We start from the raw sequence: 23684 nt of genomic DNA on the forward strand, positions 1-23684 counted from the left end.
AAGCACCCAGATAGGCATATAAAAAAACGATAGAAATATTTCATCACAGAAGATAGTGAAATAAATAGTCAATAGTTAATAGTCAATGGTTAAGGGTCAAGAGTCAAGGGGCTGGGGATTGAAAAGACGCAGAGGGGCAAGGGGGAGAGTTTTAGTTTTTTCCTTTTCTCCCTGCTCCCTGCTCCCCTGCCTCTTCCTCCCTCCCCATAACAGCCAACGCTAATTTGGGAATACTCAATCCAGTAGGCGTGAGGATGAAACCGTGGTAGAAGAAGGCGCATATTGGATAGCTTGGGCGCAAATATCTGGGGTTGGCCCGGTATTACTGCGGCGGCTACAACAGCATTTTGGCACGTTGGCAACAGCTTGGAACGCTACCAAGGTAGAGTTAGGGGAAGTGGAGGGTTTTGGTTTTCAGACACTAGAAAAAGTAGTACAACAGCGATCGCGTTTACACCCAGAACAACTATTCACCAAGCACCAGCAAGAAAATTCCCATTTTTGGACACCAGCAGATGCAGATTATCCCCGCTTACTGTTGGAAACTCCGAGTCCGCCGCCGATTTTGTACTATCGTGGTGAAATTGAACTCCAAGAAAATCTTGGACAAAAACCGATGGTTGGCATTGTTGGAACCCGCCAACCCACAGAATACGGTATCCGTTGGACTCGCCAAATTAGTACAGCTTTGGCTAAAAATGGCTTTACAGTTGTTTCTGGGATGGCAGAGGGAATTGACACAGAAAGCCACATCGCCGCCATGAAAGCAGGTGGACGCACGATCGCAGTTTTGGGAACTGGTGTCGATGTCATCTATCCCCATAAAAATCGAGATTTGTACAAGCAGATTTTGACGGCTGGGTTAGTCGTGAGTGAGTATCCCACAAAAACCCCACCAGATCGCACGCACTTTCCCAAGCGCAACCGGATTATTGCAGGTTTAAGCCGCGCCATCCTCGTAATGGAAGCGCCTGTAAAATCTGGTGCCCTAATTACTGCTACCTACGCAAATGAATTTGGTAGAGATGTCTATGCACTGCCTGGGAGAGTGGACGATCACCCATCTCAAGGATGCTTAAAATTATTGAACCAAGGAGCTTCTTTCATCCTCAAAGAATTAGATGAACTGTTAACAATGCTAGGAGCAATACCACAAATTGATGGAGTCGAGGCTTCCACAGCCCCAGAACAGCTGAGTTTACCAACTTTAGCGTCAGAATTACAAACGGTAATGGATGCATTCGCAAGTGAAGTTTTACCCTTCGATTTGATTGTCCAACAAACCGGCATGACTGCTGGTGCAGTTTCCAGCGCGTTGTTACAGTTAGAACTTATGGGTTTAGTTTCGCAATTACCAGGAATGCGGTATCAAAAAAGTTAAGAATTAAGAGATAACACTATAGTTGAGCTTTTAGAAACAAAAAGCTGGTGGCGATCGCACTTGGATTTTTCTAGCTGCTTGATGAGGTAGACGATTCTTGAGATTTTACTACTCTTCTACCCCAAGGTTTGATCACTGAAATGCCGATGATGGCAAGTATACAGAGAGTTTGGATTGCACCACCTATGAGGACTCCATTCAAGTCAAACATATATAGTGGATTGCTCAATGCTTGCGATCGCGCCACATCTGAAATACCTGTCACCGCATTAACCCACGGGCCTAGCCATATAGTTCCTACCACAATTAAAGTAACTGTGGCAATCCATTTGACAATTACCCAGTAGTGTTTGAAGAATCCCCAAACGGTGAGCCAGCAGAGAAGCCCTCCTGTTAACAAAGAGAGATTTGCAGAGGGAATAACCACGAAATCATCAAGCAATTTTAACGTTGTGTTAATCGCATACAGTTCGTCACCATTGGTAATATTGGCATTCTTCAACGCGATGGCAACCATGCATAGAGCAGAGCCAAACCAAATGCTAGCAGAAGCGACATGAGCAGAGAGCAACCAGTTTTTCTGTTTAACGTTGAGTTTGGGCATAAAGTCTCCAAATTTGATGCACGAACAACGGCAGATCAGCTAAATTTAATTAGCTTCCATATAATATGGTTCCTTATTATAATAGGATAAAATTTCCTGACTTCAAAGATATTTACTTGTTTAAGTTAAAAATCTCGCATCGCTGGTACTCCTGCCTGTAGCTTAGACAAGAGTTGTATCAGTGTCTTCTGCTCAGTTAGGCTCAGATGAGCTATCAGTCCAGTAGTTCGACAAAAATGATCTGGCAACATCTTTATCAAATCCTGTTGTCCTTGTTCGGTCATTTGTACGACTAAACGGCGTCTATCTTCTGGGTGTGGTTGTCGCTTCACCCATCCATCTCGTTCCAAACCGTCTAATAGTCCAGTGATAGTTCCACGGGTTACACCAGAACGTTCAGCACATTCTGAAGGTGTTAAGTGCTGACCAATTGCTCGGAATAATTGCATGAGAACTGTAAATTTACCCATAGACAGCTGATGGCGAGCCAAATGGGCATCTAATGCGGCATAAACAAGAGCTGTAGTTTTCAAAAAGGCTAAACAAGTCTCCACTGCGGGAACATTTAGCTCCGGAAACTGCGTGGCAAGTTCCTCTAACTCGTGTTTTGGTGGGACTTCAGGAGAAACAAACATGGATTTCCAAGCATTAGTTGACTAGCTTACTATATGCTGCCTTAGTAAATCCTGCTGTGGCAAATCTACATTCAAAAATCCTAAATTATCAAAACAATCGGGTCTAAAACCGAACTTCGTCCCGCTACGCTAACGCCTTTAAAGGCGAAAAGTCTAGTCACGGGGTTAAAACCCTGTGATAAAACGTAATTGCGTTAGCGCAGCGTATACCCTTCTCTACGAGAGGCTGCGCCAACGGGATGCTTCGCTTAGAGCGACGTAGGAGCGTCATTGCGAATTGCGAATTGCGAATTGCGAATTGCGAATTGCGAATTGCGAATTGCGAATTGGTTTATCTTGGAGGATAATACTGTGGATTCATAACTGGAGATTGATAACCGTTTGCGGGTACTGTACTTCCCATACTGTTGGGTACAGGACTGACAACAGGAGGCTGATAAACGTTCATAGGTAAGATGCCTGTTGTATTATTGGGTACCGGACTCGCAACCTGGGGCTGATAACCGTTAGCAGGTATAATGCTTGTCGTACTGTTGGGTGTAACAGCATTCTGGCTAAACTCTTGGTAGGCAGCACGAGAAATTGAACTGATAAATTTTTCGGCGCGAGGGTCGTTATTGGGGCGTTGTACCATAACAGCAGCTACATAGCGCTTACCAGTTGGCAGAGCAATTAAACCTGTATCTGCCAACATTGTGCCAATATCGCCCGTTTTGTGGTATGCTCTTGCTCCTGCTCCCAAACCGGATGGTAGCAGAGTGTCTCTCTGAGTACGACGCAATATATCGAGCATGAGATCGCGTGATGGCATACTCACTAAATTTCCTTGACTCACAATCGCCATTAAATTCCCCAATTCTTTGGGACTAGTGGTGTTTGTGCCTTGCAAATCTGGAAGTTGATTACGAATTGTTGTGGTTGTCAATCCCCATTCCCGAAAACGCTGGTTTAACGCCTCCATCCCTCCCAGCCGGGTAATCAGCATATTTGTCGCCGTGTTGTCGCTGATTGTAATCATTTTAGTGACGACTTCCAAAGCAGCGTACTGAGTTCCGGCGGGTTTATATTGCAGATTTCCCGAACCGCCAGCGACCATATCTTGTTGCATGGTCAGCATTTCATCAAGGCGAATTTTCCCCGCGTCCACATCCTGGAAAAAAGCAATTAGAATCGGCACTTTAATGGTGCTAGCTGCTGGAAAACTGGTAGACCCATTGACATCTACATAATTACCAGTATCTAAATCTACCAAGAAAACTCCGGGTGTAAGATTTGGGTTGGTCGTCGCCAAATTTTGCACAACATTTTTTAAAGAGGTAATTTCCTGAGATAGATATAGACTCGAAGCTGCGGCTGCGGGAGTTTGGGTAGGTTGTGGCTGCGATCGCCCCATATTACTATTATTAGATGGCGGCGCATAAGTTGTGCTGATGCGACTAGCCGGGTCTAATACTGACAATGCTGTGCCAACAATTGCACCCATGCCAACACCCACAATCAACAACCGCACAACATACAACAAGGTTTTGGCCATTGGCTTTAACCGCGTCTTCCGCGATGAACGCCTACCTATTTTTGGCTTTTCCATCCGCACTGTTTTCACCATTACAGCACCTGGTCGAAAGGGAGGAATTTTTCCCTTTACACTAGGCATTGGTTTTACTGCCGTTGGCATGACTAACCCCGATTTTAACCTACGTGTAACACCAGGGATTGGAGGAGAACTGATTTGATTTTTTGGGCGTGTTACTGCCTCTTCTCGACCATTGGCAGCTTGCTGCTGGCTATTAACTTTAACTTTCTTCTTTACCACTTTTTGAACTTTTTGTGGCCGTTGACGGCGATTTAAGGGTTGTCGCCGCGAGAAAGCTGTTAGTTCGTCACTTGACTCTGACACAATTACTCCTTGTGACCCACTTGACTGTTTTCTTGCAGACTCCTAACCCAAAACTTAATCTTTAAGCAATATTAATACTCAAATTTCACTTTGCCACTAAGTAGCATTTTTGTGTTTAGTTTAAGCCATATTAAATATTTTGGGGGGATGCTTGCATATATACTAAACAAATAATTACAAGTTTTCACCATCCCTTTGGTTTTTAAGCGCCCATTCTACCTGCTGCAAAATTCCTCTGAGCATGGCTACTTCTCCAGTTTTCAGGTGAGCGCGATTATATAGTTGGCGAAATTTTCCCATACGACTAGCTGCCGTATGGGGATATACATAACCAATTTTCAGTAATAGTGATTCTAGGTGCTGGTAGTATCCTTCCACAACATCTAAGGGTGCGAGTTCAGTTTGGGTGATATTCTGAGTGTCAGGCTGGACACATTGTGACAATTCATAACAGCAGATTGCTACGGCGGTAGCTAAATTGAGGGCTACATAATCTGGACTTGTGGGAATGCCAACAAACCTCTGTGCATAATTTAATTCTTCATTGCTTAATCCCCGGTCTTCCCTGCCAAAAATAAGTGCTGCGGGTTTTTCTGGTTCCTCCAGTAACCAGGGTAATGCAGTGCGGGGATTTTCTAAAGGTGTTTCTAAACTGCGAACGCGACCAGTAGTAGCGATCGCTCGTACACATCCATGCAATGCTTCTGGTAAGGTCGGCACTAATACCGCAGATTCTATAATTTCCTGACCATGAACAGCCATCATCAAAGCTTCCGTCGATAGCGGATCGCATTGGGGGTTCACTAATACTAAATTATATAGCCCGAAATTTTTCATTACCCTGGCGATCGCTCCGATATTTATCGGCCCAGCTGGTTCTACCAACACAATTCTTAATCCAGCCAAGCTCATTTTTTGCCTCCTGCGATCGCACCATAAGATACTTTTAGGCTAATTCTCAGCGTTGTGGTTCTGCTGAAAATTTTCCTTGAAATCATTGTAGCTGTGTAAGTGAATGCCTGCGTCAACGAAGAGGAAAGGGAGCAGGGAGCAGCAACCGTTCTTGCATTTCGGGAGTAGGTTTAAATTCAGCAATTTGTTCAGGAGTGGGGTTGCTGGCCAAAAAATCTCGGATATATCGGTAAATTTGTGCTGGTACAGCAGGTTGAAGCAATTCAGGTAAGCGTAGATACAAAGTAGCTTGCCATATATAGAATTTAAAATTTTGCTGCTTCTGTGTAATTACATACACATTGTATAGAAAGGTAAGTATAAAGTAACAGGACAGCATAAATCAAGATTCTTTTAATAAAAAAGTATTTTCGCTGAACATTCATTTATGCTGGCTAACTTTTCCGAAACATAGCTAGAGATAAGAGAACCTATGCAACGTGTATTTAAGCAAAGTTTTATAGTTTCAGTAACTACTGCGATCGCATTATTATTTGTAGGTTGTGAAGAAAGTAAAGTTGCTCAATGTAGCAAAGTCATAAAGCTTGCTAATCAGGCATCAACTCTAGGTCAAGAATTCGGTAAAAATCCTAATTCGGCAAATTCTAAAGGTTTAACTGAACTTGCTAGTAAGATAAATCCACTTGCCAAGGAGATGAAAGCGCTAGAAATTAAAGATGGAAACTTGCAAGATTTCCAAATGCGCTTTTTTACATTTTATCAAAACATCAGCAACGAGTTGAATAATGCAGCAATAGCTATAGAAAAAAATAATCTACCAGCAACACAGAGATTTTTGGTATCTCTGACAAGAAGTAGTACCGAAGAAAATTCGATAGTCAACGAGATTAATAGCTACTGCTCAGACAAATAATTAACTATGCACCAAAAGTTTTAATACAAGAACGCCGTGCAGTTGAAGCAAGTTGGTTAAGTGGGAAAATACCGTTTGTTGTGTGTACCTGTGCGTTTGGCATGGGGATTAATAAATCAGATGTTCGCTGGGTTGCCCATTTTCACGCACCACATCTGCTATCTGAATATGTGCAAGAAATTGGCCGCGCTGGAAGGGATGGGAAACCGGCAGAAGCATTGACATTAGTGAGTGAGCCTACGGGGTGGTTAGATCCAGAGGATAAGCAAAGACAACAATTTTTTCAAGAACAAATGCGATCGCAACAACAAATAGCGCAGCAACTTGTGAAAAAATTACCAAAACAGGGAGAAGTGAATGCAGTAACCCGACAATTTCCCGAAGGTGCTACGGCGCTAGCTTTACTCCACAGTAACGGTCAGTTAAACTGGCTTGACCCTTTTCATTACACTATTGGGCAAAAAGCCGGAAATCAGCCACCGGGGCAATTACACGCTGCTAAACAGATGAATCAATATCTGACAACCAAGCAATGTCGTTGGCAATTTTTGTTAAACGCCTTTGGTTTTGATAAAGAAGCTGCTAACTGGCGTTGCGGACATTGCGACAATTGCCGCTAAACCGTCATGTTCCGTTTAAAAAGTAAAAAGTACATAAAATATTCCATACAAAAGCTCCGTTCACGAGTGTAAAAGATTCATCGCCGAGTATTAAAGACTCATCGCCGAGTATAAAAGACTCGTCAGCGAGTATCAAAGACTCATCGCCGAGTATCAAAGACTCATCGCCGAGTATCAAAGGCTCATCGCCGAGTATGAAAGACTCGTCAGCGAGTATCAAAGACTCATCGCCGAGTATCAAAGACTCATCGCCGAGTATAAAAGACTCATTCACAAGTTTTACTAATTGCTGACTGCAATACCAATTTTCTAAATAAAAGCTATAAATTTGTATCTTCTGCTCTTTTCGCTTCTTTTGCTCAAGAACAGCCTGTCTTAAGCTGTTACGCATTTAACTTGAACATTTATATGAAGGCTGATGACTGATAACCGTCAACAGTTAACGACCGTTTTAACGCGCATCATTAATAGATAAATTTCTTTAATTTAACTGCATTGCCTTATGCCATATTCTCCAATTAGGTTCACCCAATAGGATGAATTGTCATTTTGATAACCAAGTGACAATAGGGTAGTCAAGTAGAGGATGAAAATATGTCATCTGCTCAAGCACCCTCCCTACCACCGTTGATTCCGCGCGAAATTCTCTTTGGGAATCCCGAAAAAACTAGCCCACAACTCTCGTCTGATGGCAAATACTTGGCATATATCGCCCCCGATGAGAAAAATGTCTTGCAAGTATGGTTGCGAACTGTAGGACAAGAAGACGACCAGATACTAACTGCCGATAAAAAGCGCGGTATCCGCATTTTCTTCTGGACTTATAACGCCGACCAGTTGATTTATATGCAAGACTCGGATGGCGACGAGAACTTTCACCTCCACTTGGTTAATATTCACTCCAAAATTGTGCGTGACTTAACGCCATTCCAGGGTGTGAAAGCTGAACTCGTGGAACTGGAACCTAAATTTCCAGATCAAATGCTGGTAGCTTTGAACTTGAACAATCCTCAAAAGTTTGACGTTTACCGCATCAACCTAAAAAATGGTGCGGTTGAGTTCGATACTGACAACCCCGGTAATATTATCAGTTGGACATCTGACGCTGATTTCCAAATACGTGCAGCGACAGCTAGCACACCCGATGGTGGTTACGACCTCTTATTGCAGAAGCCAGATAAACAGTGGGAAACTCATCGCCACTGGGGGCCAGAAGAAGAAGGGAATTCTGTTAGCTTCTCGACTGATGGTAAAACTCTTTATATTCAAGGGAATCACGATGCTAACGCCAAACGTCTGCTAGCTGTTGACCTAGATACCCGTCAAGAAACAGTCATTGCTGAAGATGAGCAGTATGATGTTGTGGGAATAATCATTCAGCCATTGACGCGAGTTATCCAAGCAGTTTCTTTCTATAAAGATAAACAGGAATGGCGAGTAATTGACCAAAGTATCGCCGCAGATTTTGAAGAAATTGCCAAGGTGCGTCCTGGAGAATTCTCTGTAATTAGTCGCGACTTGGAAGATAAAACCTGGCTAGTAGGTTATAGAACTGACAATGGGCCAGTTTATTACTATGCCTACAACCGAGAGTCAAAAACTAGCACTTTCCTCTTTAGCAACCAACCCAAACTCGAAACGTTGCAGTTAGCTTCAATGCAACCGATTTCCTACGAAGCGCGGGATGGCTTAACTATCCATAGTTACCTCACAACCCCTGTAGGAATAGCTACCCAGAATCTACCAACAGTATTACTGGTTCACGGTGGCCCTTGGGCGCGGGATGTTTGGGGTTTCTCTCCCACAGCGCAATGGCTAGCTAACCGGGGTTATGCCGTTCTGCAAGTGAACTTTCGCGGTTCGACTGGCTACGGTAAAGCATTTTTGAATGCTGGTAATCGGGAATGGGCTGGCAAAATGCACGATGACTTGATTGATAGTGTTAACTGGCTGGTAGAAAAAGGTATTTCCGACCCGCAAAAGATTGCGATTATGGGCGGTTCTTATGGAGGTTACGCCACCCTAGTGGGGTTAACTTTTACACCAGAAATCTTTGCTGCTGGTGTGGATATTGTGGGGCCAAGTAGCTTGATTACTTTGATAGAAACTATACCGCCCTATTGGGAACCGATGAGGGCAGCGCTTTATCATCGCGTTGGTAATTTAGAGACAGAAGAGGAGTTTCTGAAATCGCGATCGCCTTTATTTTTCGCTGACCGAATTCAAAAACCTTTACTGATTGGTCAAGGTGCAAACGATCCACGGGTAAAACAATCAGAAAGCGATCAAATTGTCAACGCAATGCAGGAGGCTGGTTTGCCTGTGCAATATGCACTTTACACAGATGAAGGACATGGTTTTGCCAGACCAGAAAATCGGTTGCATTTCTTTGCGATCGCAGAAGAGTTTCTCGCCAAATACTTAGGCGGCAGATTTGAACCTTTGGCAGATATTCCAGGTCATTCAGGAATAGTTAAATAAAGTTTCACGCATGGTGGTTAGTGTCATTCACCAACCACCTTAATATTTTTAATTAAGATAATAATTGGCTCTCCACTCAAAATTTCAGGGTTACGGGTAACGTAGCGTGAGCAGGTTTCAGCAAACATAGAATAAATGAAGGAAGCAGAACTGGCGTTGCCTTTAGTTTACTAATAGTTATGTCAGCAGGAGGCTGGTTTGCCAGACTAGAAAATGGGTTGAACGAGGGATGCGATCGCAAGAAGCTTTCTTTCCAAATACTTAGGTGGGAGATTTGAACCTACTCTGATGCTCAGACTCTTCTTTTTGCAAGAGAAAATCGAGATAGTCTTGTAATTGCAACAGCCTCGCTTCAGATAGCTGGTGTAACTTGGCTAAAATTATTTCTTCTTGTTTCAATCGCCTCGGCAGGTTGCGTTAAAACTTGAGCGCAGTTATTGAATAATTCAATCCTAAATCCAAAATTAGTCAGTAGGAAAATACTAAAACAGCACCTACAATTCAGTACACTTCATCATGAGTGCCGATATCAATTAGCAAAATTTCTTCTTCCCCAGATTCTATATTTTGCACGAAGTTAAAGACAATGCGACAATCATAGTCCACTGAACACGCCCAAGCTCCAGACAGTTTGCCTTTAAGTTTATGAGTCTGCAACAATGGATCAAATGGATCGGCGGTTAGTAGTGCTAACCGCTCTCCAATCCGCTCTTGTAATTCTGGCTGTCGTCGTACCAATCGCTTAAATGCTCGTTTAAACGATGATGCCAAAACTACAGTTATCACTTGCGTAACTCATCCATTATTTGAGTAACTGTACCACGGAACACTTTTCCTGACTGGTATTCTACTTGTGCTTGAGCGATATTAGCAGCAATTTCAGAACGCCGCCGTTCTGCCAACCGATGACTTATCAGATCAATTAATGTTTCTTGTTCATCTACTGATAAGTTTTCGATACTTTCTAGAACTTGATCTAACCTGGAAACTGAGGTCATTGTTTATTGTTACCTTGCTTGCAGTACATAACCATTAGATAAGTCCTAAAATTGCTGCAAAAATCGCAAATCACTAGCATACAACCGACGAATATCATCGATTTGATGTAACACCATTGCAAAGCGTTCTACACCAAAACCGGCAGCAAACCCAGTATAAATTTCTGGGTCATAACCTACAGACTTAAGTACATTTGGATCGACCATACCGCAGCCCATCACCTCCAACCAGCGCCCATTCCACTGCAAATCTACTTCAGCCGAGGGTTCGGTAAACGGGAAATAACTAGCGCGGAACCGAATTGGTAAATCGCCAAATATTGCTTGTAAAAATACCTTAATTGTGCCTTTGAGGTCTGTAAAAGTTAGCCCCTCATCAATGGCTAAAAGTTCTATTTGATGGAAAACAGCCGAGTGAGTCGCATCTACATTATCTCGCCGATAAACTCGCCCTGGAGCCACAACCCGAATCGGTGGTTCTTCTCTTTCCATGTAACGAATTTGCACTGACGAGGTATGAGTGCGGAGGAGATTACCATCTGGCAGGTAGAAAGTATCTTGCATATCACGGGCGGGGTGATCAGGCGGGGTATTGAGAGCCTCGAAATTATAGTAATCTGTTTCCATTTCTGGCCCTTGAGCCACGGTGTAACCCATACCAACAAAGATATCCAGCGCCCGGTCGATAATGCCATTGAGAGGATGAATGCGACCTTGGGGGCTATAAATTCCCGGCATAGTCACATCCAAAGTTTCCGCCTCTAGCAAAGCTTGAATTTGCGCGGCTTCTAGGGCGGCGCGTTGCTGGTCTAGACTAGTTTGCAGAGATTCTTTGACTGTATTGGCGATCGCTCCAATTTTCGGTCGTTCCTCTGCACTCATCTGCCCCATACTTCGCAACAGTGCCCCCAGTTCCCCTTTCTTACCCAGATAGTTAACTCTGAGTTCCTCCAGACGTTCTAGGGTGTCGGCGCCTGCGATCGCTTTTTCTCCTTCCTGCCGCAGTGCTAAAAGTTGAGCTTCTAAATTGCTAGTCATTAGTTATTAGTCATTAGCCATTAGTCATTAGTCTATAGTCAAAAGCTGTGAACTGCTCAATAAATCAACTTACAGGCAAGGTGCAAAACCCCCTTGTTATAGGTACGCAAACTTGCGTCACAGTGTAGTGGTCAGTATAAATGTTTTTTTGCTGCTTGTGACCTCAGACATTGACAAATAGCTAATAACAAATAACAAATAACTAATGAGCAATACTTCTCTACGAGAGGCTGCGCCCTAAGCGTTCGCGTAGCTTGCTTCTCCGTAGGAGTGCCCTCAGTACAAGTGACCAATGACTAATGACTATGAAATTACTAATTAGCAACGATGACGGCATTTCTGCTTTGGGGATTCGTACCTTAGCGAACTGCTTGGCAGAGGCAGGTCATGATGTCAGTGTAGTTTGCCCAGATCGAGAGCGATCGGCAACTGGACACGGATTAACTCTACACCAACCCATTCGCGCCGAAATTGTTGAAGGGATTTTTCATCCTGCTGTCAAAGCTTGGGCTTGCGATGGTACGCCTTCAGATTGCGTCAAATTAGCACTGTGGGCTTTGCTAGACACTCCCCCTGATTTGGTTCTCTCTGGCATTAATCAAGGTGCGAATTTGGGAACTGAAATTTTGTATTCTGGCACTGTTTCGGCGGCAATGGAAGGTTTAATTGAAGGCATTCCCAGTATAGCGCTAAGTCTTATTAGTCATACATCTAAAGACTTTCAACCTGCTGCTAAGTTTGCCAAAATTCTCGTAGATCAGTTAGCCCAAAGACCTCTGCCAGATTTAATGTTGCTTAACGTCAATATTCCTGCTGTGAGGTGGGAAGAAATTGCTGGAGTTACTCTTACCCGTCAAGGAGTACGGCGTTACATTGATGTGTTTGATAAACGAGTTGATCCTCGTGGAAAAACGTACTACTGGTTAACCGGAGAGGTAATTGAGGATGTGGAACCCTCAACGGGATTAAATCTGCTTCAAAATGTACCTTTAGATGTGCATATTGTACGTAAAAACTACATCAGTATAACTCCATTACAATACAATCTTACTTACGCAGATGGGCTAGATAAATTATCTGATTGGGAATTCAACTTTTCGTGAATCATTTGATTTATCAGAATAAAACTAGAGTTATTTAAATGCATCAGAGAAAAATGTAGGCTATAACGTAGGGGCACTCTTGAAATAACCGATACACATCCACCCCAAAAACGGGAAAATTCCACTCGAGGGTATTTGATCCACATTTACACAATCAGCCAGAAACAGTGTATGCTGTTTTACCAAGAAATCCTCCCTCTAGCAAAATCGGTAAGGCAGCATAAACTTAGACAAAATAAGTAACAATTTTTCCACTTATCGCCCGCTCAGTCCAGCAAGCAACACCCATGTCTAGGATAGAGAACCAATTTAGCGTACAATTTTGGGGCGTTCGCGGCAGCATCCCCAGTCCAGGGCCACACACCGTTCGTTACGGCGGTAATACCCCTTGCATATCAATGCAAGCGGGCGATAAACGCTTAATTTTCGATGCAGGCACAGGACTACATGTTTTGGGGCAATCGTTATTGCGCCAAATGCCATTAGAAGCTCATATATTTTTTACCCACTCTCACTGGGATCATATGCAGGGTTTTCCCTTCTTTACCCCAGGGTTTGTGAAGGGGAATGACTTTCATATCTACGGCGCGATCGCACCTGATGGTTCTACCATAGAACAGCGCCTCAATGACCAAATGTTGCACCCGAACTTTCCCGTACCCTTGCAGATTATGCAAGCTAATTTAAATTTCTACGACATTCGACCGGGGCAACCAATACAAATTGATGACGTTTCTGTAGAAACAGCACCTTTAAACCATCCAGGTGAAGCTATAGGATACCGTGTCAGTTGGCGTGGTGGTGCTGCTGCTTATATTACCGATACCGAACATTTCCCCGACCGACTCGATGACAATGTGTTGTGGCTAGCTCGTAATGCCGACATTCTGATTTACGATTCTACTTATACAGACGAAGAATACCACTCCCCAAAATCTCCAAAAATTGGCTGGGGACATTCAACCTGGCAAGAAGCAGTGAAAGTGGCACAAGCCGCTAACGTCAAAACTCTGGTAATTTACCACCACGACCCCGCCCACAATGATGACTTTTTGGATAATGTAGGGAAACAAGTAGCGGCGCAATTTCCTGGAGCCATCATGGCACGGGAAGGAATGGAACTTCAGATTTCCACCTCAGTTGCCTTATCAGAATCTTTTCCTGTTAGCAAATTTTCTACCTAAAGATTGCGATCGGAGGAATTGGAGATTTTAGATTAGATTGGTGATCAGAAGCTTTCAGCAGTCATTGGTCATTGGTCATTAGTCATTGGTGATTAGTCATTGGACAAAGCGCAAAATCTGTAGCAAGATCCCGCAGGGTGCGCCGACTTCCGGCGATAGAGTAGCGATTCGTCGAGTCTGCATACCCCTGGTGAAAAGCAAGATAGCTACGCACATCGTCTTGTAGAGAGCGTCTGGCTTTTCTACGAGACGCTCTTGCTAGCTTGCTTAAGAGTAGAAATTTTGTAAGAGAGAACAAAGGACAAATGACAAATGACAAATTACAAGTTGCTACTAGAAAACCTGTACTCCTCAAGGCAGTTTACTATAAGGTAGCTTCCTGCTGATAGCTAAAATAAACCTAAAATCTCAGAATCCACGTGCTAAATTTGTCTCAAAATGGGTGTTCTGTGTGGGTTGCTTCTTCTAGCGTTGGGCTGCTAACGCCGACTGCTGTTGCCCTTGGCAAGTTTGATGGTGTTCATCTTGGTCATCAAAGGGTAATTCAACCAGTCTTGCACGCTGATGGTCAGCTGTCAGTAGCTAGTAGTCCGCAGTCAAACGAAAATCAACAACTTACAACAGACAACGGACAACTGACTAATCAAGAATATACCTACTCAACAGTTGTCACCTTTGACCCCCATCCACAGGAATTTTTTACGGGGCAGCCCCGGACTTTGTTAACGCCACTGGATGAAAAAGTCCAACAATTGCGATCGCTTGGGGTAGAACAACTGGTACTACTACCCTTTGACAAAGAATTATCTGCTTTAACCCCCGAAAAATTCGTCGAAAAAATTCTTGTGCAACAACTGCGATGCCAGCGAATTAGCATCGGGCAGGATTTTTGTTTTGGCGAAAAGCGCAGTGGTACTGCCAAAGATTTGCAATTAATCGCCGCCAAGCATAATATCCCCGTTACCATCGTTCCCTTACAAACTTATACAGGTGACTCACCCACCCAAAGCAGTTGCGTCAGTACTACTCCGACTCAAGATGCCCGCATTAGCACTTCATTAATCCGTCAAACCCTTGAGCAAGGCGACATCGAAAACGCAAATCTACTACTCGGACGCCCCTACACTCTCCTTGGTGTTGTCGTTCAAGGTCAACAATTGGGCAGAACAATTGGCTTTCCTACTGCCAACCTCCAACTACCAAAAGAAAAGTTTGTGCCCCGTCAAGGAGTTTACGCTGTCCGCGTTTTTACTCTCACTGAAACATCAGATACTGCTCCTAATGAGAGCTTGGGTGTAATGAATATTGGTAATCGCCCAACTGTAAATGGCACTTATTCATCTGCGGAAGTACATCTGTTTGATTGGTCAGGTGATTTGTATGGCAAAAAATTGGCTGTGGAACTAGTGAAGTTTTTGCGCCCTGAACAAAAATTTACTTCTCTAGAAGCCTTGAAAACACAAATTCAACTTGATTGCATTGTTGCTAAAGAAGTTTTGAATGCTGAGTGGGAACAATAGCTAGGGCACGGGACATGGGGCATGGGTTATTAATTCATGTTTCCAATGCCCAATGCTCAATTCCCAATTCCCTACTCCCCAGGCCGCATGAGAGAAAAAATTGACGCTTTAACACAAAATCTGGCTCTTACCATCGTTGGTAAAGCTGAGGCAATACGCCTAGTGCTAGTAGCCTTGCTAGGTGGTGGTCATGCCCTCTTAGAAGATGTCCCTGGTGTTGGTAAAACCCTACTCGCTAAATCTCTAGCTCGTTCGCTGGATGGTAAGTTTCAACGGCTACAGTGTACCCCCGATTTACTGCCAACTGACATTACTGGCACTAACATCTGGAACCCAAAAAGCGGCGAATTTACTTTTCTTCCTGGGCCAGTCTTTACCAATATTCTCCTAGCTGATGAAATTAACCGCGCTACACCCCGCACTCAGTCAGCTTTACTGGAAGTTATGGAAGAGCATCAAGTAACAGTCGATGGTGTCTCTCGTGCAGTTCCCCAGCCCTTCTTTGTCATTGCCACTCAAAACCCTATTGAGTATCAAGGTACTTTTCCCCTGCCGGAAGCACAAATGGATCGGTTTATGTTGTCGCTGAGTTTGGGCTATCCTTCCGAGCCAGAAGAACTCCAAATGCTGCAAAATCTCCAAAATGGTGTGAAGGTTGCTGATTTGCAGCCTTGTATTACCTTGGCAGAAGTACAGGAATTGCGTCACCTCTGCTCTCAAGTAAAAGTGGCAACTTCCTTGCAACAGTACATCCTCGAATTGGTGCGGGCAACACGGCAAGATGAAGAAATCGCCCTCGGTGTCAGTCCACGTGGCACATTAGCATTACAACGGGCTGCCCAAGCGCTAGCTTTTCTATTAGGGCGTGATTATGCCATTCCCGATGATGTGAAATTTCTCGTCCCTCACGTTCTTTGCCATCGCCTTATTCCTAGAGGAGGCCGGAATGCAAGAACCGTTGTTGAGCGATTATTGCGATCGGTTTCTATTCCTTAAGGTAAAAAAGGTAGATAATAGTTGTTTCTCAATTTTGGTCTAATTGCTTTTTCTTGAAATACTACTAACAAAATCTGAAATCTAATGCCACCTGTATTAAAGTAAGGCACTTCTAAGTATTTGGGAATGTGAGGAATGTCAATTTTTGTGAAGCGCAAAATCCCCGATCGCCAAGCGCTACAGCAAAGCGCCGAACGCCAATTCAAACGCCAATTTTTCGGTTTACTTCTGGTAATTGTAACGTGGAGCCTAGCTATGGGTTGGCTTCTAGCCTTGGCAACTAACGCCCAAAGTGCTACTCCTACTGCCGAAATTGGCACTGTTGACGTAGTGCCTGCACAATACCAACTAGGGCAAGAATTGTATTTGGAAAACTGCTCCACGTGCCATATCGCCTTACCACCAGCCGTTTTACCCACCCAGACTTGGAAAAATCTCCTGCAAGACTCGCAGCACTACGGCGCACAGTTAAAGCCTTTAGTCGATCCGCCGCGCATCTTGGTGTGGAAATATCTTTCGACTTTCTCCCGTGTCCAGCTAGACGACGAAGAAACACCCTATCGCCTTAATAATTCGCGTTATTTCAAAGCTTTGCATCCAGGAGTTAACTTACCACGCCCCATCCAGCTTGGTAGCTGTGTTAGCTGTCATCCCAGTGCTAATGATTACAATTTCCGCCGCCTGACAGCAGAATGGAAGTGAAAAGTTAGGAGATGAAAAAGAGGCAAGGGAGCAGGAAGCAGGAGGAAAGAATTCTTCCCTTTTGTCCCCCACTCCTTCTCTGGCCCCATCTGGGGGCAAAATGATACTATGAAGAAAGACTAAATATAAGATAAGAGTTAAAACCAATCATTTAGTAAACTGATTGCCTAGTTTTTCTCCTGTTTTTGAGTTAATTCTGATTTGACACCCATCCACAACCAAGACGGTTGGGTTGGGTTAAATGTTTATAATCAATGCCGACCCTTTAATCCCCATCCCCCTTGATTCAGTTCTATAATCTGCCATGCTAAAACTTTTGTTGGGCGACCCCAACGCTCGTAAGCTTAAAAAATATCAACCTTCTGTTACTGAAATTAACCTTCTAGAGGAAGAAATTAAGGCTCTTTCTGATGAGGAGTTAAAAGGTAAAACCGTTGAATTTAAACAACGGTTTGCCAAAGGCGAAACTCTGGATGACCTATTGGCTGAAGCTTACGCCGTTGTCCGGGAAGCAGGACGGCGAGTCTTAGGCTTGCGGCACTTTGATGTTCAACTCCTTGGCGGTATCATTTTGCATGTAGGGCAAATTGCCGAAATGAAAACCGGCGAGGGTAAAACACTCGTAGCAACTCTACCAAGTTATTTAAATGGCCTTACTGGTAAAGGTGTACACGTTGTCACTGTGAACGATTACCTGGCTCGTCGGGATGCTGAATGGATGGGGCAGGTGCATCGGTTTTTGGGGCTAAGTGTGGGGCTAATCCAGTCAAGTATGACTCCCAGCGAACGCCAAAAAAACTACGACTGTGATATCACTTATGTCACCAACAGCGAAGTAGGGTTTGACTACCTACGGGATAACATGGCGACATCAATGGCAGATGTGGTGCAACGCCCGTTCAATTATTGCGTGATTGACGAGGTAGACTCGATTTTAGTTGATGAAGCACGGACACCACTGATTATTTCCGGGCAGGTGGAAAGACCTACAGAAAAGTATCTGCAAGCTGCTGAAATCGCATTTACACTCAAAAAAGACGAGCATTATGATGTAGATGAAAAAGCTCGTAACGTGCTATTGACAGATGAAGGTTTTGCAGAAGCCGAAAATCTTTTGGGAGTCACAGATTTATTTGACCCAGAAGATCCTTGGGCGCACTTCGTTTTCAATGCGATTAAAGCCAAAGAACTTTTCCTCAAGGATGTAACTTACATCGTCCGCAATGGCGAAGTGGTAATTGTAGATGAATTTACCGGTCGGGTGCTACCTGGACGACGTTGGAGCGATGGACTACATCAGGCGATTGAAGCCAAAGAACACGTAGAAATTCAGCCAGAAACTCAAACTCTAGCGACAATTACTTATCAAAATCTGTTCTTGCTGTATCCAAAGCTTGGTGGAATGACCGGAACGGCAAAAACAGAAGAACCGGAATTTGAAAAAATTTACAAATTGGAAGTTGCGGTAATTCCTACCAACCGTGACAGAAGACGCGAAGACTTGTCTGATATGGTCTTTAAAACAGAACCGGGCAAGTGGGGTGCGATCGCTAGAGAATGTGCCGAAATGCACGAACTTGGCAGACCTGTATTAGTAGGAACCACTAGTGTAGAAAAATCCGAACTTCTCAGCCGACTGCTGAAGCAACTGGAGATTCCCCACGAATTACTCAACGCCCGCCCGGAAAACGTCGAGCGTGAGGCGGAAATTGTCGCCCAAGCTGGACGAAAAGGTGCTGTTACGATTGCTACTAACATGGCTGGTAGAGGTACAGACATCATTTTGGGTGGGAACTCCGAATACATGGCACGTCTCAAGTTGCGGGAATACTTCATGCCCCGAATCGTCATGCCAGAAGATGAAGATAGCTTTGGCGTGCAAAGACCAGCCGGATTGCCTACAGGACATGGCGGTGGTCAAGGCTTTGTCCCTGGTAAAAAAGTCAAAACTTGGCGGGCTTCACCAGAAATTTTCCCCACGCAGTTGACAAAAGAAACAGAAAAACTACTCAAAGATGCAGTAGAAATTGCGGTGCGTGAATATGGCGATCGCAGTTTACCAGAATTGGAAGCTGAAGAAAAGGTAGCTGTAGCCGCAGAAAAAGCTCCCATAGATGACCCTGTGATTCAGAAATTGCGGGAAGCTTACAACCGCGTTAAGCACGAATATGAACAATTTACTACCCGCGAACATGATGAGGTAGTAGGAATCGGTGGTTTGCACGTAATTGGTACAGAACGCCACGAATCGCGGCGGATTGATAACCAGTTGCGGGGACGTGCAGGACGACAAGGCGACCCTGGAACCACAAGATTTTTCCTCAGTTTAGAGGATAACCTACTGCGGATTTTTGGAGGCGATCGCGTCGCTGGGTTAATGAATGCCTTCCAAGTGGAAGAAGATATGCCCATCGAATCTGGGATGCTCACCCGCAGTTTGGAAGGCGCACAGAAAAAAGTTGAAACCTACTACTACGACATTCGTAAGCAGGTATTTGAGTATGACGAGGTGATGAATAATCAACGTCGTGCTATTTATGCTGAACGTCGGCGGGTGTTAGAAGGTCAAGACTTGAAAGAACAGGTAATCAAGTACGCCGAAAAAACGATGGATGACATCGTTGATTACTATATCAACGTAGACTTACCCTCAGAAGAGTGGGAGTTAGAAAAGCTGGTTGAGAAAGTAAAAGAATTTGTCTATCTGCTAGCGGATTTGCAGCCAAATCAATTAGAGGATATGTCTGTTGGCGAGATTAAAGCCTTCCTCCATGAACAGGTGCGGATTGCTTACGACCTCAAAGAAGCGCAGATTGACCAAGTTCAACCCGGACTTATGCGCCAAGCAGAACGTTTCTTTATTTTGCAACGCATTGATACTCTGTGGCGGGAACACCTCCAACAAATGGATGCCTTACGCGAATCAGTAGGATTACGTGGTTACGGTCAAAAAGACCCACTGATTGAATACAAGAGCGAGGGTTACGAACTTTTCTTGGATATGATGGTTAACATCCGCCGAGATGTGGTGTACTCGTTGTTTATGTTCCAACCGCAGCCTCAGCAGATGGTGCAGGCTTCGTCTGAAATGGTGTAAGTAGATAAATATCTGATGCAGAGACGCAGAAGCGCAGAGAGTGCTTTTGCGTCTTTGTTTTATGCTAGTAGTGCATTCGTTACAAGCCTTTATTTAAGTTGCCAACTAAACTTTTGCTTCCAAAGACTTGAGTAACTCGGTATTCACACCCGATTCACGAGTCAGGGCAATTTTGCCAGTGCGAGCGATTTCTCTTAAACCAAATTTTTGCAACACTTGCACGATCGCTACCATTTTACCTGGATCTCCCACAACTTCTAAGGTGAGAGAATCTTCCGCTACGTCCACGACTCGCGCCCGGAAAATCTGAGATAGTTCGATCACTTCTGAGCGATTGCTGCTACTAGCATTCACCTTCACAAGCATCAATTCTCGCTCTACGCAAGGAGTTTCGGTAATATCCTGTACCTTAAGGACATTGACTAATTTGTATAGTTGTTTGGTGAGTTGCTCGATAACGCGATCATCACCAGGTACAACCATCGTGATTCGGGAAACTCCTCCCTGTTCAGCAGGGCCAACAGCAAGGCTTTCAATATTAAAGCCGCGACGGGCGAATAAACCAGAAATGCGGGAAAGAACACCCGCCTCATCTTCTACGAGAACTGAAAGGGTATGTTTCATCTTCGCCAACAGAAGCTAGCACAGGATTGGAGGAACGCAGACACTAGTACCGCTTTGCAGAATTCACTCATTCAAAATTCAAAATTCCTTGAGTTGTAAACTCTTGACATTTTGTCAAATGTATGTTGATTTCTGTTGTGGCGTACTACTGCACTAATTGTCAGTGCGACCTTTTATTGTAAACTCAATAGCTGCACTCATTGCATTCTCTAGAGATAAAAAATTGAGCAAAATTCATCCTGCAAGGAGTAATTTCATTGAATGCATCTCTTTTCTTTGGCAGATGTGGCATTTTTGTAAAGCTTTTATACTCAGATTTATTGAGTTTCTAAAGGAGAAAAGTTTTTATGGGTTGGTTAAAAAGACTATTTGGAATGGAAAAACCTCAAAATGCACAGGTAAATCCTACTCCGCAGTCAGTAGCACAAGCTCCTAATACTAATATTGCGCCTACTGCTACTCAATCAATACCCCCGGAACGTGTAGGCTTAAGCGGTGAATACGACCAAAGTGGGTTGGCAAAGCGGGTAGCCTTGGCATTTGATCAAGATCCTCAACTCGATGATGTTAATACCCTTTGGGTTGCTCAAACGGGTAGTACTGTGGTGTTGAAAGGTAAAGTTCCCAGTCAAGACATTCTCAACAAGATGGTTTCTGTAGCTCGTTCTGTGCATGGCGCTACAAATGTTGACACTAACCAAGCCACGATTGGCTAGGTGTTAAGCAATTCAAAATTTAATAGTGGGAAAGGTATTGATTGGCGCGATGCCTACGGCGGGCTACGCCTACGCTCCTATTGCATAATATTTAAGGAGTAAGTCGTGGTTAGCGATGCCTGCGGCTGGCTACGCCTACGCTAACCCACCTCTCAATCCGATCTAAAATAGCTTGATTGACTTGTTCCGGGCATTCATCATGGGGACAATGACCCACATCTTCTAAATTCAGCACTTCCAACTTGTCGTTATATTGGGCGAATTGGCTAGCTAGGGCCGGGGGAACAAATCGATCCTTTTGTCCCCAAATTAACAACATAGGAATTGTTAAGGTTGGTAACACCGTCTTGACACTGGGACTAAAGTTAATTCCAATCGCAGCTTTGAACAAAGCACTAAAAGCCCTCGCTGAACCTTTATCTTGGGGAGGGCCAGCTAAAATTTCTATAAGTTCATCTGTAATCGCCTCTGGGTTAGCGTAGGCTAGGCTAGCCCAGCGACGCAGCACGCCAGGACGGCGCACGAAGTTAAACACGGGTTTCAGAATCAACGGCGAAGCGACAACATTTTTAATTGCTCTGACAATCGGTTGCAGCACAGGCGGGATTGCTTCTTGCTCTAGAGAAGGGTCGGGTAAACTCATCATCACCATACCCAGTACCATATCGGGGTGAGTGGCGGCGGCGGCCATAGAAATCAGTGAACCGTTAGAATTGCCTATTAATATTGCTGGTTGACGGATAAATGTTTTCCAAAAGTCGTAAACCTGCTCAACCCAGAGTTCGATGCTGTAATTAGCTGCGGCTTTTTCTGAAGCGCCAAAACCCAACATATCAATGGCGTAAACTGTGTGATGTTCAGCCAACACCTCTAAATTATGTCGCCAATGCCCAATGGAAGCGCCAAAGCCGTGTAGCAATATCAAGGGTGTTGTTTTGTGGTTATTTTGGGCAGCGCGAATGTAAGTATAGCGAGTTTGCCAACCGCGCCAAACCCAATCTCTTTGATTACCAACCCGTTCTTGCCAGTGTAGTGTAGTGGTCACAGTCTCCTTTAATTCATCAGCGTGGAAATACTATTATAAAACTTTGATTTTTCGCCTTAGGGATCTGCGAGTTAATAGTGTCCCAACCAGGCGGGTTTAGATGCAGTGGTTGTGGAAATGGGACAACGATTTGCTCGTAAACCTGGAAAATCCAAGTCTCAAAAAGCAGCGTTGTAGACAATAGCTCAGTACTTGCACTTAAAAGATGCAACGTTGAAGCTCAGAATTTGAATGTGGGAGTTAAAAGCACGACATTTCGAGTTCTGAGCTTCATTTTTTGAGTTCAGAGGCTCAACGGTCGAGTAAAAAGGTGCAACTTCCCAGTTCAGAAGCTCAACGGTCGAGTAAAAAGGTGCAACTTCCCAGTTCAGAAGCTCAACGGTCGAGTAAAAAGGTGCAACTTCCCAGTTCAAAGGCTCAAAGTTCGAGATAAGAGCTTAATGTTTAAGGTTCAGAAGTCTGAAATTTGAGCGGTTTTAATGAGGAGAAAGGAAAACGTTTCTTTAAATCCACACTCATCCAAACACTGTTCTATGGCATTTTTTCAGCTTGGGTGTTGTGGCACAAGCAAGACGAAGAGGGTAAGTTTGATTGGCGCACAGCAGGTTACTATTTGCGAGTACCAATGATTCAGGCGCTGTTTGACAGACAAGATGGCTACTTCTCAGAACTTGCGGCGGCTGGATTTAGTCGAGGTGTTGGATTGGACAATGGAAGAAGCAGGTAAAAATAATAGAATGGTAAAACAGAATTTTCAACCGGAACATACGCCGATATCTCCGTCAGATGGTTCTGAGAATCTGTCAACTACCATCAACTTCAGCGAGATATCCAAATTAAGTAAACTGTCTTTTGCACCGGATTTAGTGATTGAAATTGCAAAAACATCTCTATTGGATGACTTGGGTACAAAGCGATGTCTGGCGACAAGCCGCTTCGCGTCTACGCTCTACGAAGAATTAGGCGTTGCTGAATACTGGGTAGTGGATGTGACAAATGCCCAAATCATCGCCTATGCGATCGCAGATCAAGGCAGTAAACGTATTCAAGAATCACAGGTATTGCCTGGATTGGCGATGTCTATTTTAGAGCAAGCTTTACGCCGTAGCCGTGAAATAAACCAATCTGAAGTTGGAATTTGGTTATTGAGCCAGTTTCAGCAAAAGGAGGATTGAATATAACTCTTCTCAAGATATTTTGTGCAAAGACACGATTTTA

The 23684-nt window shown here is 44.1% G+C and carries 23 protein-coding genes and 1 pseudogene; 13 read left to right on the top strand and 11 right to left on the bottom strand.

Annotated elements, in window-relative coordinates; translation table 11 throughout:
• The first annotated feature begins 262 nt into the window (after positions 1-262).
• Positions 263-1381, top strand: coding sequence for a DNA-processing protein DprA (dprA, locus tag H6G26_RS19325; protein ID WP_190730799.1), 1119 nt, complete (start codon positions 263-265; stop codon positions 1379-1381).
• A gap of 70 nt (positions 1382-1451) precedes the next feature.
• Here dprA and H6G26_RS19330 read toward each other — a convergent pair whose 3' ends face one another.
• From H6G26_RS19330 to H6G26_RS19350, 5 genes are all read right to left on the bottom strand, one after another.
• A complete protein-coding gene (locus tag H6G26_RS19330; protein WP_190730800.1) occupies positions 1452-1985 on the bottom strand; it encodes a hypothetical protein in 534 nt (177 codons plus the stop codon).
• Positions 1986-2110: 125 nt separating this feature from the next.
• Positions 2111-2620 carry a MarR family transcriptional regulator gene (locus H6G26_RS19335; protein WP_190730801.1) on the bottom strand — a complete coding sequence of 170 codons (510 nt, stop codon included), beginning with the start codon at positions 2618-2620 and terminating at the stop codon, positions 2111-2113.
• Between the two features lie 331 nt (positions 2621-2951).
• On the bottom strand, positions 2952-4517 hold the full coding sequence (locus H6G26_RS19340; protein ID WP_190730802.1) for a serine hydrolase: 1566 nt from the start codon (positions 4515-4517) through the stop codon (positions 2952-2954).
• A 174-nt stretch (positions 4518-4691) separates the two neighbouring features.
• A complete protein-coding gene (locus H6G26_RS19345; RefSeq protein WP_190730803.1) occupies positions 4692-5429 on the bottom strand; it encodes an RNA methyltransferase in 738 nt (245 codons plus the stop codon).
• 112 nt (positions 5430-5541) lie between these two features.
• Positions 5542-5808: a hypothetical protein gene (locus H6G26_RS19350; RefSeq protein ID WP_190730830.1), complete on the bottom strand. Its 267-nt coding sequence runs from the start codon at positions 5806-5808 to the stop codon at positions 5542-5544.
• A 93-nt stretch (positions 5809-5901) separates the two neighbouring features.
• Here H6G26_RS19350 and H6G26_RS19355 point away from each other — a divergent pair, with 93 nt between their 5' ends.
• Together H6G26_RS19355 and H6G26_RS19360 are read left to right on the top strand one after the other, a co-directional pair.
• On the top strand, positions 5902-6342 hold the full coding sequence (locus tag H6G26_RS19355; protein WP_190730804.1) for a hypothetical protein: 441 nt from the start codon (positions 5902-5904) through the stop codon (positions 6340-6342).
• A 29-nt stretch (positions 6343-6371) separates the two neighbouring features.
• Positions 6372-6962 (top strand): annotated as a pseudogene (locus tag H6G26_RS19360) (helicase-related protein); the annotation flags it as partial.
• 4 nt (positions 6963-6966) lie between these two features.
• On the opposite strand, the gene H6G26_RS42690 reads toward H6G26_RS19360, so the two are convergent.
• Positions 6967-7353 carry a hypothetical protein gene (locus tag H6G26_RS42690; protein WP_242053799.1) on the bottom strand — a complete coding sequence of 129 codons (387 nt, stop codon included), beginning with the start codon at positions 7351-7353 and terminating at the stop codon, positions 6967-6969.
• A gap of 203 nt (positions 7354-7556) precedes the next feature.
• Between H6G26_RS42690 and H6G26_RS19370 the strand changes: the two genes are divergently transcribed.
• Positions 7557-9443 (top strand): S9 family peptidase, encoded by a 1887-nt coding sequence (locus H6G26_RS19370; RefSeq protein WP_190730805.1) that lies wholly within the window; start codon positions 7557-7559, stop codon positions 9441-9443.
• A 501-nt stretch (positions 9444-9944) separates the two neighbouring features.
• Here H6G26_RS19370 and H6G26_RS19375 read toward each other — a convergent pair.
• The 3 genes from H6G26_RS19375 to pheS are packed head-to-tail and all read right to left on the bottom strand — an operon-like array spanning position 9945 to position 11479.
• Positions 9945-10229 carry a type II toxin-antitoxin system mRNA interferase toxin, RelE/StbE family gene (locus H6G26_RS19375; RefSeq protein WP_190730806.1) on the bottom strand — a complete coding sequence of 95 codons (285 nt, stop codon included), beginning with the start codon at positions 10227-10229 and terminating at the stop codon, positions 9945-9947.
• Complete coding sequence (locus tag H6G26_RS19380; RefSeq protein WP_190730807.1) at positions 10226-10441, bottom strand: hypothetical protein; 216 nt, start codon at positions 10439-10441, stop codon at positions 10226-10228. The genes H6G26_RS19375 and H6G26_RS19380 overlap by 4 nt, the downstream gene beginning before the upstream one ends.
• Positions 10442-10486: 45 nt before the next feature.
• On the bottom strand, positions 10487-11479 hold the full coding sequence (gene pheS / locus H6G26_RS19385) for a phenylalanine--tRNA ligase subunit alpha (RefSeq protein WP_190730808.1): 993 nt from the start codon (positions 11477-11479) through the stop codon (positions 10487-10489).
• A 305-nt stretch (positions 11480-11784) separates the two neighbouring features.
• On the opposite strand from pheS, the gene surE reads away from it, so the two are divergent.
• The 6 genes from surE to secA all read left to right on the top strand — a co-directional run bounded on the left by surE (position 11785) and on the right by secA (position 20081).
• Positions 11785-12582, top strand: a complete 798-nt coding sequence (gene surE / locus H6G26_RS19390; protein WP_190730809.1) for a 5'/3'-nucleotidase SurE — start codon at positions 11785-11787, stop codon at positions 12580-12582.
• Positions 12583-12869: 287 nt separating this feature from the next.
• Positions 12870-13766, top strand: coding sequence for an MBL fold metallo-hydrolase (locus tag H6G26_RS19395; RefSeq protein ID WP_190730810.1), 897 nt, complete (start codon positions 12870-12872; stop codon positions 13764-13766).
• Between the two features lie 419 nt (positions 13767-14185).
• Entirely contained in the window at positions 14186-15286 is a 1101-nt protein-coding gene (locus tag H6G26_RS19400; RefSeq protein WP_190730811.1) for a bifunctional riboflavin kinase/FAD synthetase, read from the top strand.
• An 87-nt stretch (positions 15287-15373) separates the two neighbouring features.
• On the top strand, positions 15374-16282 hold the full coding sequence (locus tag H6G26_RS19405; protein WP_190730829.1) for a MoxR family ATPase: 909 nt from the start codon (positions 15374-15376) through the stop codon (positions 16280-16282).
• Positions 16283-16417: 135 nt separating this feature from the next.
• Positions 16418-16984, top strand: coding sequence for a cytochrome C (locus tag H6G26_RS19410; RefSeq protein ID WP_190730812.1), 567 nt, complete (start codon positions 16418-16420; stop codon positions 16982-16984).
• Positions 16985-17288: 304 nt separating this feature from the next.
• Positions 17289-20081: a preprotein translocase subunit SecA gene (gene secA / locus H6G26_RS19415; protein ID WP_190730813.1), complete on the top strand. Its 2793-nt coding sequence runs from the start codon at positions 17289-17291 to the stop codon at positions 20079-20081.
• Positions 20082-20186: 105 nt separating this feature from the next.
• On the opposite strand, the gene ilvN is transcribed toward secA, so the two are convergent.
• Complete coding sequence (ilvN, locus tag H6G26_RS19420) at positions 20187-20705, bottom strand: acetolactate synthase small subunit (RefSeq protein WP_114080075.1); 519 nt, start codon at positions 20703-20705, stop codon at positions 20187-20189.
• 347 nt (positions 20706-21052) lie between these two features.
• On the opposite strand from ilvN, the gene H6G26_RS19425 reads away from it, so the two are divergent.
• On the top strand, positions 21053-21421 hold the full coding sequence (locus tag H6G26_RS19425) for a BON domain-containing protein (RefSeq protein ID WP_190730814.1): 369 nt from the start codon (positions 21053-21055) through the stop codon (positions 21419-21421).
• 109 nt (positions 21422-21530) lie between these two features.
• Here the strand turns inward: H6G26_RS19425 and H6G26_RS19430 are convergent, their stop codons facing one another.
• Positions 21531-22466: an alpha/beta fold hydrolase gene (locus tag H6G26_RS19430; protein ID WP_190730815.1), complete on the bottom strand. Its 936-nt coding sequence runs from the start codon at positions 22464-22466 to the stop codon at positions 21531-21533.
• Positions 22467-22932: 466 nt separating this feature from the next.
• Between H6G26_RS19430 and H6G26_RS19435 the strand changes: the two genes are divergently transcribed.
• Both H6G26_RS19435 and H6G26_RS42695 read left to right on the top strand, forming a co-directional pair.
• Entirely contained in the window at positions 22933-23193 is a 261-nt protein-coding gene (locus tag H6G26_RS19435; protein ID WP_199326983.1) for a hypothetical protein, read from the top strand.
• Positions 23120-23641 (top strand): Uma2 family endonuclease, encoded by a 522-nt coding sequence (locus tag H6G26_RS42695; RefSeq protein ID WP_242053800.1) that lies wholly within the window; start codon positions 23120-23122, stop codon positions 23639-23641. Before H6G26_RS19435 ends, H6G26_RS42695 begins: the two co-directional genes overlap by 74 nt.
• Positions 23642-23684: the final 43 nt, after the last annotated feature.

The sequence above is a fragment of the Nostoc sp. FACHB-888 genome (assembly GCF_014696655.1).
In the GTDB taxonomy this organism is placed as follows: Bacteria; Cyanobacteriota; Cyanobacteriia; order Cyanobacteriales; family Nostocaceae; genus Nostoc.

What these genes read in the sequence shown, in the direction of transcription:
- H6G26_RS19330 (WP_190730800.1), bottom strand. Translation starts at nt 1,985, where the DNA reads ATGCCCAAACTCAACGTTAAACAGAAAAACTGGTTGCTCTCTGCTCAT.
- H6G26_RS19335 (WP_190730801.1), bottom strand. Translation starts at nt 2,620, where the DNA reads ATGTTTGTTTCTCCTGAAGTCCCACCAAAACACGAGTTAGAGGAACTT.
- H6G26_RS19345 (WP_190730803.1), bottom strand. Translation starts at nt 5,429, where the DNA reads ATGAGCTTGGCTGGATTAAGAATTGTGTTGGTAGAACCAGCTGGGCCG.
- H6G26_RS19350 (WP_190730830.1), bottom strand. Translation starts at nt 5,808, where the DNA reads ATGCTGTCCTGTTACTTTATACTTACCTTTCTATACAATGTGTATGTA.
- H6G26_RS19355 (WP_190730804.1), top strand. Translation starts at nt 5,902, where the DNA reads ATGCAACGTGTATTTAAGCAAAGTTTTATAGTTTCAGTAACTACTGCG.
- H6G26_RS42690 (WP_242053799.1), bottom strand. Translation starts at nt 7,353, where the DNA reads ATGCGTAACAGCTTAAGACAGGCTGTTCTTGAGCAAAAGAAGCGAAAA.
- H6G26_RS19370 (WP_190730805.1), top strand. Translation starts at nt 7,557, where the DNA reads ATGTCATCTGCTCAAGCACCCTCCCTACCACCGTTGATTCCGCGCGAA.
- H6G26_RS19380 (WP_190730807.1), bottom strand. Translation starts at nt 10,441, where the DNA reads ATGACCTCAGTTTCCAGGTTAGATCAAGTTCTAGAAAGTATCGAAAAC.
- pheS (WP_190730808.1), bottom strand. Translation starts at nt 11,479, where the DNA reads ATGACTAGCAATTTAGAAGCTCAACTTTTAGCACTGCGGCAGGAAGGA.
- surE (WP_190730809.1), top strand. Translation starts at nt 11,785, where the DNA reads ATGAAATTACTAATTAGCAACGATGACGGCATTTCTGCTTTGGGGATT.
- H6G26_RS19395 (WP_190730810.1), top strand. Translation starts at nt 12,870, where the DNA reads ATGTCTAGGATAGAGAACCAATTTAGCGTACAATTTTGGGGCGTTCGC.
- H6G26_RS19405 (WP_190730829.1), top strand. Translation starts at nt 15,374, where the DNA reads ATGAGAGAAAAAATTGACGCTTTAACACAAAATCTGGCTCTTACCATC.
- H6G26_RS19410 (WP_190730812.1), top strand. Translation starts at nt 16,418, where the DNA reads ATGTCAATTTTTGTGAAGCGCAAAATCCCCGATCGCCAAGCGCTACAG.
- secA (WP_190730813.1), top strand. Translation starts at nt 17,289, where the DNA reads ATGCTAAAACTTTTGTTGGGCGACCCCAACGCTCGTAAGCTTAAAAAA.
- ilvN (WP_114080075.1), bottom strand. Translation starts at nt 20,705, where the DNA reads ATGAAACATACCCTTTCAGTTCTCGTAGAAGATGAGGCGGGTGTTCTT.
- H6G26_RS19425 (WP_190730814.1), top strand. Translation starts at nt 21,053, where the DNA reads ATGGGTTGGTTAAAAAGACTATTTGGAATGGAAAAACCTCAAAATGCA.
- H6G26_RS42695 (WP_242053800.1), top strand. Translation starts at nt 23,120, where the DNA reads ATGGCTACTTCTCAGAACTTGCGGCGGCTGGATTTAGTCGAGGTGTTG.